The sequence below is a fragment of the Variovorax sp. GW821-FHT09B05 genome, from assembly GCF_059418265.1.
Genome location: NZ_JBWKPN010000001.1, coordinates 599,177 through 616,864 on the forward strand (window position 1 = coordinate 599,177; position 17,688 = coordinate 616,864).

Below are 17,688 nucleotides of genomic sequence, written 5' to 3' on the forward strand. Positions count from 1 at the left end.
CGCGCCGGTCCGGCGCGCTACAGGCCGAGGTTGGCGCGCTCCCGCGGCGTGAGTTGCCGGCGCGCCGAATCGGGCAGGTCGCCGACGCCCAGCACGCGCACCGAACTGGTCGCGTCGTAGCTGGCCGGCTCCCTGCGCGGCGCGTTCGCCGGCGCATCGGGGTTGCCCGCCGGGCTCTCGTTGCCGAAGCCCAGCACGCGCACCGTGAAGACCGAGGGCAAGGCCTGGCGCGCGGCCGTGCGTTCGCGCTGCACCGTGTCCTGCGCCGCCATCGCGGCCTGCGAGGCGGCGGCGCTGGCATTGGTCAGCGCGCCCACGTTCACCGCGGCCACCACGGGAATGCCGGCGCTCTTTCCCTGCACCTGGATGTTGGCCGCGTTGACCACTTGCAGCGCCGCGAGGTTGACGTTGCCCGACACGCGAATGCCGGCCTCGCCCGCGTCGATGGTGCCCAGCGGCGCGATCAGGTCGACGTCGCCCGGCGGCACTTCGGGAATCGGGTTCAGCGTCGCGATGCCCGCGCCGGTGCTCGGCACGTTCGGCGAGAGCTTCACGTTGCCCAGTGTGTCGTACTCGCGCTTGGGCGGCGTGTAGACCAGCGTGGTCTTGGCGCCGCGGCCGGCATTGATGTCGCCCGTGGCCGACCACGCGAGGATGTCGCCGCCGAAGGTGGTCATGATGCGCGACAGGCCCAGCAGGATGCTGCCCTCGCTGTACATGTCGATGCTGCCCTCGCCCTGCGTCACGAGGCCCGCGGGCGTGACGCCCGAGAGGCTCGATGGCGTGATGCCCTCCACGCCCACCAGCGTCGTGCCGCCGGGCGCCAGCGTCTGGATGTCGCCGCCCGCCACGGTGCGCACGCCGGCATTGGTGTTCGCGCCCTGGTAGAGCGTGATGCCGCCGTCGTGCACGATGACCCGGCCCTGCGCATCGACGCCCGGGAACAGCGCCGCGATGGCATCGCGCCCGCGCAGGTAGCTGCCGAAGCGCTTGCTGCTCGCGTCGTTGTACTCGCGCCCGCCGGCCGTGAGCTCGGCATAGAACACCTGGCGCACGAAGATGCGCTGCTGCTCGGGCGCCAGGGCCTCGAAGTAGGCCAGCGCATCGGCGGCCGACGCGGCCGCGTAGCCGAAGCGCTCCCGCAGCCATTGCGCCAGTTCGGCGTCGTAGGTCTTGGCGACCTTGCCCGGCTGGTCGGCCAGCGCGCGCGAGGCATCGCTGGCATGGGCCGGATCGAGGTAGCGCGCCGCGAAGCCCGCGAAATCGCTCGCGCCTTGCCCGGGCAGCCCGGCGCCCAGGCCGGCCTGCAGCACGATGCTGGCGCCCGGGCGCAGGTCGCCGCTCTCGATGCCGCCCAGGCTGGTGAGGCTGGCGCTGTTGCCCTGGTAGATCTGCCGGCCCGCGCTGACCTCGAGGGTGCCCGGCCCGGCGATGTCGAAGTTGCTCTGGATCACGCTGCCGCCGGCCGCGATCATCGACACGTCGGTGGGCGCGTCGTGCACGATCAGGCCGCGGCTGCCGACGATGTCGCCACCCGCGAGAACGCGCACCGGCTTCGAGGCCTGGTAGTACAGCGGCCCCGGCGAGTTCGGCGCGCTGGTGTCGGTCACCAGCTCCAGGCCCAGCTGCAGCCCGAGCACGTCGCCGTGCACCGCATAGACGTGGATCGGCGTGCCGTTGCCGGCCGCGCTGTCGTCGGTCAGGGTGTTGGGCCCGAACACGAACGGCGTGCCGCCGATGCCCATGTAGCCGTGGGCACCGTAGTAGTCGTACAGGTGCTCGTAGATCGCCGTGTAGTCGAACGGGTCGATGTACGAGAAGGGATAGGGCGCGGTCCAGTAGTTGCTCGCGACGATGTAGTCGCCGACGGTGCCGGTCTGGATCACGCGCCAGGCCGGGTTCAGCGGCGTCGCCAGCGTCGCGCGCGAGCTGCCGAGCAGGCCGATCTGCCCGGTGTTGTTGGCCGGGTTGTTGGCCGAGTCGCCCACCACGCTGCCCTTGGCGAGCAGGTCGAGGGCGCCGCGCGGCGAGGGCAGCATCAGGGTGGCCGAATTGGCCGGGGCGTTGTAGATGCTGCCGCCCGCGGCCACCGCGCGCATCACCGGCGGCAGGAACTGCGTGAGCGTGGTGCCGAAGGCCGTGAGGTTGCCGCCGGCCGAGAACAGCTCGGCGCCGCTGTCCTCGGACCACAGCGTGAACCAGGTCGCGCCCGCGCCGCCGGTGGGATTGCCGTCCAGCGGCACGGCGGTGTCGACGTGCTGGCCCACGCGGCCCGGGTCGATCAGCGTGTTGAGCGCCAGGTCGCCCAGCGTGCGCACCGACACCGTGCCGTCGCCGGGCGCGAAGTTCAGCGCATCGCGCGTCTCGGCCGCATAGGCGGTGCGCGGATCGAGCGTGCGCGGGTCGGTGTTGCGCGCGCCGTAGTTCTTGAGCTCGAGCGTGCCCGCGTGCTGTGCGTCGACCAGGGTGTCGCCGCGCAGGTTGGCGTACACGCCGGCGTAGATGCCGCCGCCCGCGCTCACGCGCAGCGTGCCGCCGCCGGTCTGCTGCAGCCGGCCGTCGACCACGCGCCCGCTGCCGCCCACCGCGACCGCGATGCCGTCCAGGCCGGGCTTGGAGCTCGAATCGTTCCAGCCGTGCGGGCTGCCGATGTTGCCGCCGGCGCGCACCGACACGTTGCCACCGCCGAGCGCGCCGATGCCCGAGAAGGCCGGCAGCGTGAGCGAGTAGTTGAAGCCGTCGCTGTCGACCGCGTAGCTGCCGAAGTTGATGCCCCAGCCGGTCTTCTGGCCCAGCGCATCGCCGCCCTGGCGCCAGAGCCATTCGCCGACCGATTGCGTGCCGGCGTCCTGGAAGCCCGTGATGTCGCCCTGTGCCCAGAGGTTCAGGTCGCCGCCGCCGCCCGTGTACCACATGCGCTGCGCGCCGAGGGTGGCGCCGTAGGCGTCCTGGTAGGGACCGAAGGCCGTGCCGTCGGACTGCAGCGAGCGCGGCGCGTTGTAGCCCGAGTCGGGGCCGGTGTCCGCCAGCTGCGTGCCGGCGGTGTAGACCCCGAACGGCGACTTCTGCACGTAGCTGCCGCCGGCATAGAGCCCGAGGTCGCCGGTGCCGGTGCGCACCACGCTCACCGCGGCGAAGGGCGCATCGCCCGCGGTACCCGCATAGTGCAGGTCGTCGAGCACCAGCGCGCCCTTGCCGCCGAGCCGCGACGACGGCAGCACGACGCGGCTGTCGGCGCTCTGCAGGTCGGCGCCGCTGACCAGCCGCATCGACCAGGACTGCATGCCGGGCGCGAGCATCGGCGCCGTCGCCCACATGCGGCCCTGCGTGCCGTCGGCACCGGTCGGGCGGTCCGCCCAGCCGTTGTCGTCGGGCGTGGCGCCCGGTGGCGCGAAGCCGTCGTTGATGCTGCCGCGGATGTTCAGGTCGCCCGCGGCGCGCAGCACGATCGTGCCCGGCTCGCCCGCGCCGCGCCGCGCGGGATCGGCCTTCGGGCCGTAGCGCAGGCCCGAGAGATCGAGGTCGCCCTCGGTGCTCAGGTCGCCGCTGGCGCGGATCTCCACGCCGGGGCGCAGGTGGAAGGCATCGCCGTAGGCCGTGAGCCCCGCGAGCCGGCCCCGCAGGCCGGCGTTGGCCCAGGCCGCGTCAATGAAGGCGGCGTTGCGCCGGTCGACCTGGTTCAGGCCCACCTTGCCGTTGGCGCCGACCGCGCCGCCGGCCGCATCGCCGTTGTCCTGTGTGACGGTGCCGTTCGCATCCGTGGGCGTGTAGGTCCAGAAGGCATCGAGCGCGATGCTCGCGGCACCCTTGACCGACAGCGCGCCGCCGGCCTCGATCCTGAGGTCGCCGGCGGTCTCGCCGAGGCGCGGCGCCGCGAGGCCGAGCTGGCCGCGCGCCACGTCGTCGGCCGCGCGCAGGTCGACGCTGGCGCCGCCGGCCAGCCGCAAGGTGCCGGCCGTGGTGGCGAGCGAGACCCGGGCCCGGTTCGAGGCATCGATGGCCTGGCCCTGGCTGTCGACCGCGAGCCGCGTGCCGTGCGCGTCGAGCACCGCGCCGGCACCCAGCGAGAGATCGTCGCGCGCCGCCAGCGCGATGCTGCCGACGTCGGCGCCCGAGGCGTCGATGCGGCCGTCGATGGCCAGGCTGCCGCCATTGACCGTGATGCTGACTTCGTGCGCGCGCAGGCTGCCCACGCGCAGGTCGCCGCTGCCGAGCGTGAAATCGCGCGCGCCGAAGAAACCCGCGCCGTCGAGCTGCGTGTTGTAGGCCGCGAAGTCGGCATCGCCGAAGCGGTCGGCCGCCAGCGTGAAGCGGCCGTCCGCGAAGCCGCGGCCCTCCTGCGTGCCGCCGCCCTGCCCGTGCAGCGTGCCGCCGAGCCGGACCTGCCCGCCCGCGCCGAGCGCGCTCGCGCTCAGCGAGCCGGCGTCGTTGTGGGCGGCCGAGACGTCGATGCGCGAGCCCGCGCCCTGCGCGATGCTGCCGCCGGTGCTGGTCAGCGTCACGCTGCCGCCCCAGCTGTAGCGCGTGAGGTCGAAGAAGGCGATGCCGCGGCCCGCCAGGTCGATCTGCGCGTGGTCGCCGAGCGCGATGTCGCCCTCGGCCTGCACGTCGAGCCTGCCGCTGGGCAGCGCCACGGCGGTGTCGAGCGACACCGAGCGCCCCTGCAGCGCGATGCGGCCTCCGAGTTCGTCGAAGGCCGCCGTGTCGGCGACCGCCACGCCCTCGGGCGTGGCGATGCGCAGCGCGCCGCCGGCCGCATAACGCATCGACGAGCCGGCCTGGCCCGCGAGCAGCGGCGTGTTCATGCGCAGGTCGCCGTCCACCAGCCGGCCGTCGGCGCCGCGCGCATGGCCGACCGAGAGCGAGCCGGCGCTGTTGGACACGATGCTGTCGCTGGCATTGATCTCGACACCGGCGAAGCCGAGCGCGACGCGGTCGAGCGTGGCCTGCGCCTGCGGCCGGCTCAGCGCGTCGTAGCCGAACTGCACGCTCTGCGCATCGATCACCAGCCGGCCGCTGCCGGTGCCCGGGCCGCCGGCCTGCACCGGCGCGGGCAGTGCGCTGGCGTAGGGACTGGCGACGGTGCCGGCACCGGTCGCGACGCCGTTCCACACCAGCGAGCGGGTCGCGATGCGCACCGTGTCCGCGCTGTCGCCCCAGCCGTAGAAGGCCGGCGTGTTGAGCACCAGCTGGGCCTGCGCGTTGCCGGTGTCGAGCGAGAGCGAGCCGAAGAAATTGAAGGCCCCGCCGGCCGACAGGCTCAGCCGCTCGAGTGCCGGCACGCCCGCGTCGGCGGCCGGGCGCAGCAGCCGGTCGAGCACGTCCTGGGTCAGTTGCCAGCCCGCGGGCAGCGCACCGGCGGCCCGCGCCGCGGCGAGCGAATCGGCGGTGCCGATGTTGATCTGGTTCTGCGACACCGAGAGGTAGCGCGCGCCCAGCCGCGCATCGCCGAGCACCAGATCGCCGGGCGCGGCGAAGGCGATGGTGCCTTCGGTCAGCAAGGTGGCGCCGTCGGCCACGGTGACGCGGCCCGGCCCCACCGACGGCAGGAAGTCGAGCCAGCCGTTGCCCACCGCCAGCACCGCGGGCGTGTCGCTGGTGGCGCTGCTGCGCAGGTTGTTGGCATAGATGTAGCCGAGGTCGGAGTCGATGCCGGGGGAGCCGAAGCCGCGCGTGTCGAGCGTGGCGCCGCCGTCCACCGTGACCTCGTCGCGCCCGAGCAGGAAGATCTGGCCCGCGCGCAGGGTGGCGCCGTCGCGCACGTGCAGCGCGTTGCCGCCGTTGTAGACCTGCGTGAAGTACAGGCGCGCGCCGTCGCCCGACGAATCCAGGCCGTTGAAGTAGGTGTACCAGCCGCCCAGGGCCAGCGTGCTGGCGCCGAAGGCGCTGAGCTCGCTGGCCGCGAGCGAGATCGCGCCGGGCACCGGGGCCGCGCCGGGGCCGGTGATCTCCATGTCGGCATTGCCGATCACGAAGAGCTGGCCCGGGATGCCGCCGGCCGCGGCGTCGAAGCGCGCGCTGCCGCCGAAGCGCAGCGGCGCGGCCACCTCGTCGCTCTGCCTGAAGTCCAGCAGCAGGGTCTTGCCGTCCGACGGCAGGCGCGCGCGCCGGCCATCGAACTGCGCCGCCTGCGAGAGCGCGAAGTCGGCATAGCTGGTTTCGTTGAACTGGGTGTAGCTGCGCACCGCCTGGCCGGGCGTCAGCAGCAGTTCGCGCGGCAGCGATTCGCGGATGCCGGTGCCGGCCAGTTGCAGCGTGCCCTCGGTGCGCCACGAGCCGCCGGGCACGGCCACCAGGCCCGACTGGCGTGCCGGCAGCAGTGCGTCCTGCGGCGCGCCGAGCTCGACGCGGAAGGCACCGGGCAGCAGCGCATAGCTGGCCGGCAGCAGCGTGTAGGTGCCCGCGGGCAGGCCCGGCACGCCGGCCCCCACCGTCACCTGCTGGCCGATGGCGGGATCGCCCGCGCCCTTGTCGGCGAGGGTCGGCGCATAGGCCGCGGCATAGCCGGGCACGACCGCATACACCGCGTTGCCGGCGCTGCTGTAGCGGTTGAGCGCCGGGTTGGCGTTGTACAGCGGCGTGGCCAGCACATTGACCGAGCCGCCGCGGCCCGAGACGAAGCCCTCGCCCATCAATTGGCCGCCGCCCGAGAGATCGAGCACCGCGCCGGGCTCGACCTGGATCGACTTGCCGGCGATCGCGATGTTGACCTGCGCCTGCGCGAGGTCGAACAGCGTGCCGCTCGCGCCCTGGTAGGTCAGGCCGTCCTGGGTGCCTCCGAAGGGCATGACCAGCCCCTGCGCGCTGACCGAGGTCAGGCTGCCGTCGCGCAGCACCACCTTGCCGTCGAACAGGCGGTTCGCACCGGCCGCGGTCTGCCAGGCGATGTTGGTGAGCGGGCCGCCGAGTTCGTTGAGCGCGATGACGCCGAGCGGCGCGCGCACCACGCCGCCCTGGTCGACCGTGCCGCCGGCCAGCAGCAGGGCGCCGAACACCGAGGCCGGCACCGGCGCGGCATTGCCGTTCGAGCGGATCGCGAGCACGCTGTCGGGATCGATGCCGCCGCTGGTGCCGTTGCCCCTGGCGCCCGCGAGCAGGCCGCCGTACTTGCCGCTCATCGGATAGAGCTGCGCCGCGGTGGCCACGATGTCGCCGCTCGATGTCACCGCGCCCGCGAAGCGAATGTCGCCGCTGCTGGTGAGCGCCGTCGTGTCGAAGGCCAGCGCCGTGGCCGTGTGCGCCGGCACCATCGGTCCCGCGCCGCCGAGGTACACGCTCATGCCGTCGAGCACCTGGCCGTAGATGTCGATCAGGTCGCCCGAGAGCGACAGCAGGCTGCCCTTCGAGACACCGGGCCCGGCCGTCGGCCCGACCAGGCCGGGCTGGTAGCGGCTGCCGTTCGGCGTCCAGTCGACGCCGCCGTCGAGCCGGATGTAGGGTGCCGCGATGCGGACCTGCGCCGTGGGCGTGCCGTCGGCCATGGTGAACACGCCGCTCTTGAAGTTGAGGCTGCGCCCGAGCGAGAGATCGACGTCGCCGTCGAACACCATCAGGTCGTGCGCATACAGCGTCAGCGCATCGAAGCCGCCGGCCTCGACCTGGTCGACGCCCAGCGCCGCATTGCCCCAGCGCAACGCCGCATCGGTTTGGCCGGGCCGCAGCGTGGACGGCAGCGCGGTCGGCACGTGCCGCTGCGACAGCGTGATGCGGTGCAGCACCTGGTCGTCGTCGGTGGCCGTGTCGTAGATGCGGTTGTTCATCTCCAGCGTGAGCGTGCCGCCCGCCGCGCCGGCACCGCCGGCACGCGCCAGCAGTTGGCCGTCGAGGAACATGCCGTCGTAGGAGCGCAGCGCGATGCTGCCGCCGTCGCCCGCGATCTGCACCGGATGCGCGGGCGCCGACGCGGCGCCGCCGGCCGCGAGATCGATGCCGGCCTGGCTGCCCGAGGCGTCGAGCACCGCACCGGGCCGCACCACGATGAAGGCCTGCGCCAGGCCCAGCTCGATGGACCCGCCATCGGGCGCGATGCCGTAGGGCCGGCCCAGCGTGTCGCGCGCCACGTAGGGCCGCGCCGCCACGTCGAGCCGCGCGTCGTCGCCGATCCAGATCGAGGTGCCCGGCCCGCCGGCCGCCAGGTTGAGCGACGCGACCGAGATGCGGCCGCCCCAGGCGTTGAGCGTGCCGTCGATGGTGACCTGGCCGCCGCTGCTGAGCAGCGCGATCTCCTGGCCCGGATCGACCGTGACCACCGCGCCCGCCCCGATCGACAGCGGCACCACGTCGGACACCGCACCGATGGTGGTGCCCGCGACCTGCGAACCCAGCGCCAGGCTGGCGCCGCCGCGCTGCGCGAGCTTCGCGTGCAGCGGGTCCTCGGTGTAGAGCGGCGGCGTCCACAGCTGCAGCGCGCGCGCCGTCTCGGTGCCGGTCGGCGGCAGCGGCGCGCTGCCGTCCCAGCGGTAGACCGGCATGCGCACGTCCAGTTGCGTGCCGTCGAGCACGGCAACGCCGTCGTGGCCCGTCACGGTGTAGTGCGAGAAGCCGCTGCGGAACAGCGAGGGATCGAGGCCGAGCACCGGCTGCACCGCGCTGTCGCGCTGCAGCACCACGCCCGGCGCGAGCAGCGTGCCGGCCGCGAGCCGGATCGGCGCGCTCGCGACGCTGCCGGGTGCGTAGTGCTGGGTGCTGGGCGGGATCGGGATGCCGTCGGGGAAGGCATCGGCGGGCACCACGTCGCCGGCCGCGAACTGCGAGATGTAGTAGAGGCTGATGCCGGCCGGCACCACGCTGCCCGATTGGAACAGGCTGGTGGCGCCGCGCGCGTCGATGCCGTAGGCGACCTGGCCGGGGCTCAGGCGCCACGCGGCCGCCGTGACCACCACCGAGGTGCCGTAACTCAGCGCGGGCACGACCGTGGCCTGCACCTGCTCGCCCGGCGCGAGCCGGCTGACGGTGATCTGGTCGACCGGCACCGTCTCGCCGGGCTGGATCACGTAGTCGTGCAGCAGCCGCAGGCTCACCTGCGCGCCTTCGCCGGCCATCAGCTCGCCGGGGTTGCGCAGCACCTCGCCGCCGATGCCGATCGCCGTGCCCGACTCGATGCTGAGGCTGCCCCCACCCGCGACGCCGTAGCCGCGCAAGGTGCCACCGAGTTGCAGTTCCGCATGGCCCGGCGCGCGGTTGCTGCCGTCGTTGAGGTTGATGCTGGCCGCGAGCGCGATGTCGCCGCCCCTGCCGCCGGTCAATGCGCCGTTCTGGCCGACCGAGGCGCCCGAGGAGACGTCGACCACGCTGCCCGCGCCCAGCCGCACGTCGCCGATGCTGCGGATCGACACGCTGCCGCCGTCGATGTAGGGCGCGAACGCGATGTCGCCGGCGTCCTGCTGCAGGTTGCTCCACAGGCCGCGTGCATCGAGCATCACGCCCGCGCCGACCGTGACCTGCGTCGTCTTGCCCGTGGCGGCATAGATCGCCTGGTCGACGGTCCGGCCCGTGGTCAGCGTGACGGCGCGCACGTTGCCCAGCGCGATCTCGCCGCCGCGCGCCGTGAGGTCGGCGTTGACGTCGACCTGCGGCGCGTAGAGCCGGATGACGCCGCCAGGCGTCACCGCGAGCTCGCCGTCGACCGTCACGCCGTTCTTCGCGGCAGCCATGAGCGTGCCCAGGCCGAAGCCGTCGACGAGGCGGCTGTCCACCACCACCTTGCCCTGCAGTTCCTCGGGCAGCGGCGCGGCCTGGCTGCCGCCCTGCAGGCTGTCCGCGACCGCGGCCGTGTCGGGCGCGAACACGATCTCGTTCGAGGTCGGCGCCAGGTTGTGGAAGATCCCCAGCGGGCCGTTCTTCGCATCGGTGTTCATCGCCGTGCGCCAGTCGCCCAGCATCCACTGCGCCGCGCGCGCGGCCGCGAACTGCGATTGCCCGTAGCCGTCGAGCCCGGCCTGCGGCTTCTGCACCTGCCGCGGCCCCTGGTAGGCGGTGGCCGTGACATCGCCTTCGAGCACCGCGGCGCCGGTGGCCACGATCAGTTGCCCCGCGTCGCGGCCGATCGTGTAGCCGCTCTCCAGCCGCTGCTGCGGCCCGATCAGCGGGTTGTAGTAGTAGGCCGTGTTCTCGTCGCCCCAGCGCGGGTGCGCGTCCTCGTAGCCCTTGTACAGGCCCTGGTACTGCACGTCCGCCGGCGCATCGTCGACGCGGTAGAGGCGCCCGTCCGCGCCCTTGAGCCAGCTCTGGCGCAGCATGCCGGTCTGCACGTCCAGCGTGCCGCCCGAGAGGTTGAGGTTCGAGCCCTTCTGCGTGACGAGCTCGCCGCCCGCGAAGGCGATGCTGCCGCCCTGCGCGGCCCACTCGCCAATGCCGTGGCCCTGCAGGCCCAGGTAGCCGCCGACCTCGAGCAGGCCGCCTTGCGTGTACCAGCGTTCCTTGTCGTAGCCGCCGACGCCGGCGGGCACGTAGAGCAGCTTCCGGCGGTCGATCCACACGTTGGCGTTGTTGAGCCGGGTGGTGTCGCGGTTCAGCGGTGCATCGCGCTGCTCGTTGCCCTGCACGTTGATCTCGACGTTGTTCGAGGCCATCGCCACCTGCACGCCGACCGCGCCGGAGACGTCGAGCCGGGCCTGGCTCGCGACGTTGCTGCGGCCCTTCGCGCTCACCGCGACCTGGCCGCCGGTGGCCAGGGTCAGCGAGCCGCCCTCGAAGCCGACGTCGCCGCCCGAGACGATCTCCACCCGCGACAGGTCGCGGCGGTCGTCCATGCGCGCCAGGTTGTCGAACACGCCGGGCGTGACCGGCACCGTCAGCCGCGCCAGGTCCTGCTTCGCCGACTCGGCGATCAAGGCGTCGCGCTGGCTGTCGAGCGCGCTGCCGGCGCTGTCGTCGAGCACGATGGCGTTGGTGGCGTGCGCGCCGATGGTCACCCTGCCCAGCGCATCGCTGGCCGAGTTCAGCAGGTGGATGCTGCCGCGGGCATTGACGGTGGTGGTGGCGAGCGCGACGCCGTCCTGCACCACCTGGCGGCCCGCGAGCGTGATGTCGCCTTCGGGCGCCTGCAGCAGGCCGGTGTTGCTCACCGCGCCCGCCGTGCTGTCGACCTTGAACTGCGGCGAGACCTCGTTGCCGCGCGTGGTCGCATAGGCATTCGCCGTCGTGGCCTGGCCGGCGCGGATGAGGAAGGAATCGCCGGCCGCCAGCTGGACCTGGCCGCGCGGCGTGCTGATCTGCCCGGCATTGCCGACCTCGGTGCCCAGCAGCAGCACATAGCCGCCGCCCTGCGTGACGGAGGCGGGCGCCGTGGTCGCAATCCGCGCGCCGGCCTCGACCTTCACGCTGCCCAGCGCGTCGGTGAAGCTGGGTGCATAGGTCCCGTCCTGCTGCGCGCTGTAGATGCCGCGCGCCTTGAACTGCTCGTCGCCGATCTTCGCGGCTGCCGCCACCAGGTTGCGTGTGTCGACCTGGCTGCTGCCCGAGAACAGCACGCCGTTGCGGTTGGCGATCAGCACCGTGCCGTCGCCCTTGATCTGGCCCTGGATCTGCGAAGGCCGTGCCTGCGGGTCGTTGACGCGGTTGAGCACAGCCCAATCGGGCTGCTGCTGGAACTGCACCGTCGTGTTCCTGCCGACGTTGAAGCTCTCCCAATTGAGGATCGCCTTGTCGCCGGTCTGCTGGATCGCGACCTGCGTGCGGCCGCCGACCTGCGATTGCACCGGCGCATTGGCGTTGAGCCAGCCGGCAGTCAGCGAATCGGTATCGACCTTCAGGCCACCGTCGGCGAGACCGTCGGGCACCGACGAGGGATCGTTCTGCGCGGCCTGGCGCGCGGCCGCCTGCGCCGCCTGCTGCGCCGCGATTGCCTGCGCGGCCAGGTTGAGGTTGCCGATCGAACGCTGCAACTGCGCGCTGGCCTGCTGCTGCTGCGCCTGCGGGTTCGTCAGCGTGGAGGCCGGCATGCCGTTGGGCAGCCGGCCCGTGGCCATCGCCGTGCTCTGCGCCATGTTCTTCTGCGCCATCCAGCCCGCGCTGAAGGCGTGCTGCGCATGCGCGCTGCCGCCCGCACCCGCGGCGATCAGGAGCGCGGCGACGGCCGATGCCGGCGGCGTCAGGCGCCAGCCCAGCCCCTGCGAGGCCGGCGCAGACGACGCGGGCGGCCTGCCGACGGCCTTGCGGCGCGCCGCTGCATGGAACGATTTCATGAGGGTACTTTCCTGGAACTGTTTGAAAGGGTGACGAAGGACGCCGGCCCCGGGCACGCGACGCATGGGAAAAGGACATCCATGCCTCGATGACGTGCCTCGTCGAAAGAAGTCGCAATGCTTCTCGAACTTTTTTTCCAGAATTTCGCGCGCTACCCGCGACTTGGGGCAGCCGCCGCTGTGGCTAAGGAGCGGTGAAGCCGCTCAGCTCATCAGCACGATGTTGCCCGGCAGCGCCGTCAGCTTGGCGCCGTACAGCTCGCGGATCATCGTCAACGCCGTGTCGGTCTGGTGGATGGCGAAGCGCATCTGCACCGGCCGGCGTCCCATCTCGGCATTGCGCAGGATGACGCGGCCCGGCCGATAGCGGTTGATCTCGTCGATCACCTCGGCCAGCGGCACGTCGGTGAAGATCAGCGCGCCGCTGCGCCAGGCGCTGACGCTCGCCGGATCGACGGCCACCGCGGCGCGCGCGCCCTGCGCGTCGTAGACCAGCTGCAGGCCGCGCTCGAGCACGCGGTGCTGGCCCGCCAGGTCGACGTCGACCGTGCCCTCGAGGCAGCTCACGCACACCTGCGGGCCGGTGTGGCGCACGTTGAAGCGCGCGGAACGCGCCAGCAGCCGCCCGGCCCCCGCATACACCGCGAACGGCCGCTGCGGGCCCGCGAGGATCTCGGCCTCGCCCGCCACCAGCTCGATGCCGTCGCCGGCCTCGCCGGCTTTCAGGTTCATGCGGGTCTGCGTGTTCATCTGCACGCTGACCTGGTCGGACAGCGCCACCTGCCGCTGTTCGCCGGTGCCCGTGCGGTAGTCGGCGCCCAGTTCCGCGACCGACGGCCACAGCCCCAGCGGCGGCCTGAAGGCCAGGAAGGTGGTGGCCGACGCCGCCACCGCGCCCGCGACGAAGGCACGCCGGCCAGGCCGGTAGGCTGGTGCGGCCGCGCGCCGCGGCCGCTCGGGAAACGCCGCCGAGGGATCCGCCTGCACCGCCCGGGCGGCGGCCGGCTCCAGCGCCTCCCAGGCCTTCTTCACTTCGCGCCAGGCCCGTGCGTGCTCGGCGCTCTGCGCGCACCACTGGCGCAGCGCTTCGGCATCGGCGCGCGTGGCCCGACCCGAGCGCAGCCGCGCCCACCAGGCGTCGGCCTGTTCGCGGATCGAGGCGTGGGCGTTGCGGTCGGCGCTCATGAACATCAGTATCTCCGACGGCCCGCGACGTTCGAACGCTCGACCGCATCGGACTGCGCCATGCGCTCGCGGCAATGGCGCATGGCGTGGCGCAGCTCCTTTTCCACCGAGCTCTCGGAAATCCCGAAGCGCTCGGCGATCTCCGTGTTGAGCAGGCCGTCCATGCGCGCCGCGATCAGGATCGCGCGGCGCCGCGGCGGCATCTCCGCGAGCACTTCATCGAGCGTGGCGAGCTCGCTGCGCGCCGCGACCGTGCGCAGCGGATCGCCCACCTCGTCGGCGATGTTCATCAGCGCCTCCACGTCGCCATCGGTCAGCAGCACGTTGTTGTGGCGGTGCGTGTCGATCGCGATGTTGGCGGCCATGCGCAGCAGGTAGGCATCGGCATTGCGCACCGAGCCCGCCGTGGCCGTCGCCTCGAGCCGCACCCAGGTTTCCTGCAACGCATCGGCGGCGTCGTCGCGCGAGCCCACGATGCGCTCCAGGCTGCGGCGCAGCTCCGCATAGCGCGCGGTCAGGCGCAGGCGCAGCGTGGAGCGAAGCGAATCCGGCATGGCGTGGCTCAGGGCCCGACGATCCGGAACGCGTCCGGCGTGCGCGCGGCGGTCAGGGCCGCGCCCTCCCCTTCGCCCTCGATGACGGACGGGCATTGCGGGCGCGCCGAGGGCCCTTCGGGCAGCAACAGGATCGAAACCGGCTGCGCCATCGCGGCGGGCGGCGGCGCACCCACGGCCATGCGCCGCAGCACCCGGGCGATCGCCGCGTCGCGTGTTGCCTGCCCCGTCGTGTCGAGCAGCCGGAAGCGCTCGACCATGCCGCGCGCATCGAGGCGAAGCTGCAACGCCAGCCGGTACGGGCCGGGCCGGGTCTGCGGCGACGCGCACAGCGCATCGCGCAGGCTCTGCTGCACCCGCGCGATGTAGGCCATGAAGTCGGGGTTCCTGCCGGTGATGCCCGGGATGTCGGGGCCTCCCGTCGTAGCGACCGGCGGCACCGCGGTGGCGGGCGCCGGATCGTCCGCTGCGGAGATCACGACGGACTGCGCATCGGCATGGCGCGCGCGCAGCCCCGTTCCCGCGAGCAGTTGCCGCAGCGCCTCGTCCGCGCCGAAGCTGCCCTGCACCGCGCCGGCCTGGCGCTTCGCGTCGGCGCTGTCGATCATCACGGCGAGGCCGGTCAGGCGGCTGTAGGCGTTGAGCGCGCTGCCCAGGTCCTGGGCGGCAATGTCGAAGAGGAATGGATTCGTGATCACGGCATCGGATGCCGCCGGCACTTGCGCCCGCGCCTCCGAAGCCACCAGCAGCGTGCCCATGAACGCGAGGCAGCCCCACAGCAGGCACCCTGTCAGTGCCAGCACACTGACCGATGCCGGGTTAGCTGTCATCTGCTATCGCACACGTCCGGAAGTTGAAATGAAAGTGCCCGAGGCAGACCGCTCAGCAAGTTGTCGGCGAGGCTAGTTCGATTTGTTTACATGTACGTGACAGAACGGCGACAACGACGCCGGCTCTTCCGCTCGTTCGGCCCCTGTCCGCGCAAGCCGATGCAGCACGCGTTGCAACAGCCCTGTCACGCAGCCGTCGCACCATGCCGGGTTCCCCCACGGCGTCTGCATCGTGTCGAATCGGTCTCGAGCCTTCCCATCGCAACTGCGGCGAACACGGTACTGCTGCTGCGGAAAGCCGACGCGCGGCCGATCCAGATTCGCTGGCTGAGCCGCATGTTCCTGCGCGTGGCCGGCTCGACCGGCGTTCGTACGATGCAGGCGGCGCTGCTCGCCCTGGTCATGCAGTCGGCATGGCCGGCCGACATGCGCGCCGTGCAACTCGCCGCGGCCGACCCCGAGCTTGCCGCGGAGCGCTTCGACTTCGATCTTCCTGCCCAGCCGCTCGCCGATGCACTGCGCCTCTATGCGTCGCTGACGCGGCAACCCACGCTCTTTCGCAGCGACCTGGTCGACGGCCGTTCGGCAGCCGCCGTGCAGGGCCGTTACTCGGCGGCGGCCGCCCTGTTTCTGCTGCTCGAGGGCACCGGCCTCACGGCCGAGAGGGCCGACGCCGGTCCGCGTGCCGGCTTCGTGCTGATGGCGCTCGATCCGTCGTCCGTCGCCCCGCGCGCCCGCCTGAACGACCTGTCCGGCTATCCGGGCGAGATCCAGGCACGCGTGCTCGAGGCCCTGTGTGCCGACGCCCGGACCCGGCCAGGCAGCTATCGCTCGCTGATGCGCTTTCGCTTGGATGCCGCCGGGCAGATCCGCCAACCGCGCCTGTTGAGCTCCACCGGCGACGCACCGCGGGACGCCGCGGTGCTGACGGTTCTGCAGGGGGTGCGCGTGGGCGGTCCCCCGCCGTCCGGGCTGCCACAGCCGGTGACCCTGCTGATCGCGCCACCCGACGAGGGCCACGGCGATGAAACGCCGTGCGCTGCCGGAGCGCTGCGGCCATGAGCGAAGAAGCCCGCCTGCTCCTGATCGGTTACCTCACCAAGCACTACGGCACGCTCAAGCAGCGCATTGCCCGGCTGGTCGGCAACAACGACCTGGCCAGCGATGCACTGCACGATGCCTGGCTGCGCCTGAAGACCCACGAGGTGGAGGGATCGATCCAGAGTCCGGGCAGCTACCTGGTGCGCATGGCCATCAACCTGGCGGTGAACGTCCAGCGGCGGCAGAGCCGCTCGGTGTCGATCGAGGAGATCGACGCGCTCGCGGACCTGTCCGATCCGGCGCCCGGTCCGGCGCAGACCGCCGAATCCCGCGAGGAGATGGAGATCCTGATCCAGTGGGTGGAGCGCATGCCCGCGCGCCGCCGGGACATCTTCATCCTGGTGCACTGGGAGGGCGTGACCCAGGAGGAGGCGGCCCGGCGCATGGGATGCTCCAAGCGCACGGTCGAATATGAACTGAAGCACGCGCACGACCAATTGACGGCCCGGATGTCACGCCGATGAAAAAAAGTTTGCGGACCGATGCCGCGCCATTTGTCTTGATGAATGCAGCCCCGGGCGTGCGAGCCCCTGAGGTAGCGCCATGAAGATCAGTGCCGACCATCGAGCGAGTCCCTCCGACGAGCCCTTCCAGCAGGCTTGGGTGTGGCTGCGCCTGCTCACGTCCGGCGATGCCAAGGCCTGGGATGTCGAAGGCTTCGAACGCTGGTTGCACGCGAGCCCGGCGCACGAGAGCGCCTTTCGGGCCGCCAAGCAGCAGTGGACGACGCTCAAGCCCGTGGCCGGCGCCGCGCTGCGTCGCATGCCCGATGCCGTTGCCGCGCGTGAGCGAGGCAAGCAAGAACGCGCGCGCGATCCGCGAAACCGCCGCGCCTTCCTGGCCGCTGCGACCGGCGCCGCGGCGGTGGCGGGCGTTGCCCTGGTGTATCCACCGGCCGGCCTCTGGCCGGCCGCCGGCGAATGGGGGGCGGACTACCGTACCGCGACCGGCGAGCAGCAGGCGCTCGAGCTGGCTCCTCGGGTCAAGGTGACGTTGAACACCCAGACCCGCATCCGTCGTCAGGGCGCGGGCGGCGAGACCACGGGGATCGAGCTGTTGAGCGGAGAGGCGGCCGTCGACATCGACAGGCCCGCGATGGCCTCCGGCGGCCGCGCTTTCGCGGTCGTGGCCGGGACCGGCCGCAGCCTCGCCGAGGACGGACGCTTCGAGGTGCGAAACCTGGAAGGGAAGATCTGCGTGACCTGCATCGAGGGCTCGGCCCGCGTGGAGCATCCACGCGGGGAACGCCGCCTGGCCGCCCATCAACAGCTGATCTATGACGGCGGCACGCTGGGCCTCGCGAGCACCGTCGATCCCGCGCAGGCATCGGCTTGGCGAAAGGGGGAACTGGTGTTCAACAACACCCGGCTGGCGGAAGTGATCGCCGAGATCAACCGCTACCGCCCTGGCCGCGTGCTGCTGATGAATGCATCGGTGCGCGACATGCCCGTGAGCGGCAGTTTCTACATTGCCTCCTTGAGCGAGGCCCTGTCGCTGCTGCAGCGCACCTATGACCTGAAAGCCCGCTCCCTGCCGGGTGGCCTGTACGTTCTGAGCTGACGGACACCATCGCGTCGCGTCATCCGCGAGGGGCTCTCCTGTTCGATGCGCGTTGGGGCAGCGCCTCGCTTCAAAAAGAAAACAAAAAAAGTTTGCGGACTCGTTGGCTGCCATTTGTCTTAGTCCCACAGAAGATTTGCGCACTGCTCGCGACCCGTCGCAGTACCGCGTGAATGGACACGGACTTGGCTGGCCGGCAGGAGTCGGACGGCCGCTTGATATCGACACAACCTATCAGCGGGCATTTCAATGAGCACACGGCAGCGCGGCGCG

Annotated in this window: 7 protein-coding genes; 3 read left to right on the forward strand and 4 right to left on the reverse strand. The window is 72.1% G+C overall.

Features of this window, described 5'->3' with window-relative positions; genetic code table 11:
* Nucleotides 1–17: 17 nt before the first annotated feature.
* The 4 genes from AC07RM_RS02535 to AC07RM_RS02550 form a co-directional block, all read right to left on the reverse strand.
* Nucleotides 18–12,185: a filamentous hemagglutinin family protein gene (locus AC07RM_RS02535; RefSeq protein WP_495332736.1), complete on the reverse strand. Its 12,168-nt coding sequence runs from the start codon at nucleotides 12,183–12,185 to the stop codon at nucleotides 18–20.
* 204 nt (nucleotides 12,186–12,389) lie between these two features.
* Complete coding sequence (locus AC07RM_RS02540; protein WP_495332737.1) at nucleotides 12,390–13,370, reverse strand: FecR family protein; 981 nt, start codon at nucleotides 13,368–13,370, stop codon at nucleotides 12,390–12,392.
* A gap of 5 nt (nucleotides 13,371–13,375) precedes the next feature.
* Nucleotides 13,376–13,924: an RNA polymerase sigma factor gene (locus AC07RM_RS02545; protein WP_093352433.1), complete on the reverse strand. Its 549-nt coding sequence runs from the start codon at nucleotides 13,922–13,924 to the stop codon at nucleotides 13,376–13,378.
* Between the two features lie 8 nt (nucleotides 13,925–13,932).
* A complete protein-coding gene (locus AC07RM_RS02550; RefSeq protein WP_495332738.1) occupies nucleotides 13,933–14,682 on the reverse strand; it encodes an STN domain-containing protein in 750 nt (249 codons plus the stop codon).
* A 162-nt stretch (nucleotides 14,683–14,844) separates the two neighbouring features.
* On the opposite strand from AC07RM_RS02550, the gene AC07RM_RS02555 reads away from it, so the two are divergent.
* From AC07RM_RS02555 to AC07RM_RS02565, 3 genes are all read left to right on the forward strand, one after another.
* Nucleotides 14,845–15,816, forward strand: coding sequence for a TonB C-terminal domain-containing protein (locus AC07RM_RS02555; RefSeq protein ID WP_495332739.1), 972 nt, complete (start codon nucleotides 14,845–14,847; stop codon nucleotides 15,814–15,816).
* Nucleotides 15,813–16,319, forward strand: coding sequence for an RNA polymerase sigma factor (locus AC07RM_RS02560; protein ID WP_398491329.1), 507 nt, complete (start codon nucleotides 15,813–15,815; stop codon nucleotides 16,317–16,319). Before AC07RM_RS02555 ends, AC07RM_RS02560 begins: the two co-directional genes overlap by 4 nt.
* Before the next feature lie 79 nt (nucleotides 16,320–16,398).
* Complete coding sequence (locus AC07RM_RS02565; protein ID WP_495332742.1) at nucleotides 16,399–17,415, forward strand: FecR family protein; 1,017 nt, start codon at nucleotides 16,399–16,401, stop codon at nucleotides 17,413–17,415.
* Nucleotides 17,416–17,688 lie beyond the last annotated feature (273 nt).

Coding starts and splice junctions, on each gene's coding strand:
- AC07RM_RS02560 (WP_398491329.1), top strand. CDS start 15,813: ATGAGCGAAGAAGCCCGCCTGCTCCTGATCGGTTACCTCACCAAGCAC.
- AC07RM_RS02545 (WP_093352433.1), bottom strand. CDS start 13,924: ATGCCGGATTCGCTTCGCTCCACGCTGCGCCTGCGCCTGACCGCGCGC.
- AC07RM_RS02535 (WP_495332736.1), bottom strand. CDS start 12,185: ATGAAATCGTTCCATGCAGCGGCGCGCCGCAAGGCCGTCGGCAGGCCG.
- AC07RM_RS02540 (WP_495332737.1), bottom strand. CDS start 13,370: ATGAGCGCCGACCGCAACGCCCACGCCTCGATCCGCGAACAGGCCGAC.
- AC07RM_RS02565 (WP_495332742.1), top strand. CDS start 16,399: ATGAAGATCAGTGCCGACCATCGAGCGAGTCCCTCCGACGAGCCCTTC.
- AC07RM_RS02555 (WP_495332739.1), top strand. CDS start 14,845: ATGTACGTGACAGAACGGCGACAACGACGCCGGCTCTTCCGCTCGTTC.
- AC07RM_RS02550 (WP_495332738.1), bottom strand. CDS start 14,682: ATGGGCACGCTGCTGGTGGCTTCGGAGGCGCGGGCGCAAGTGCCGGCG.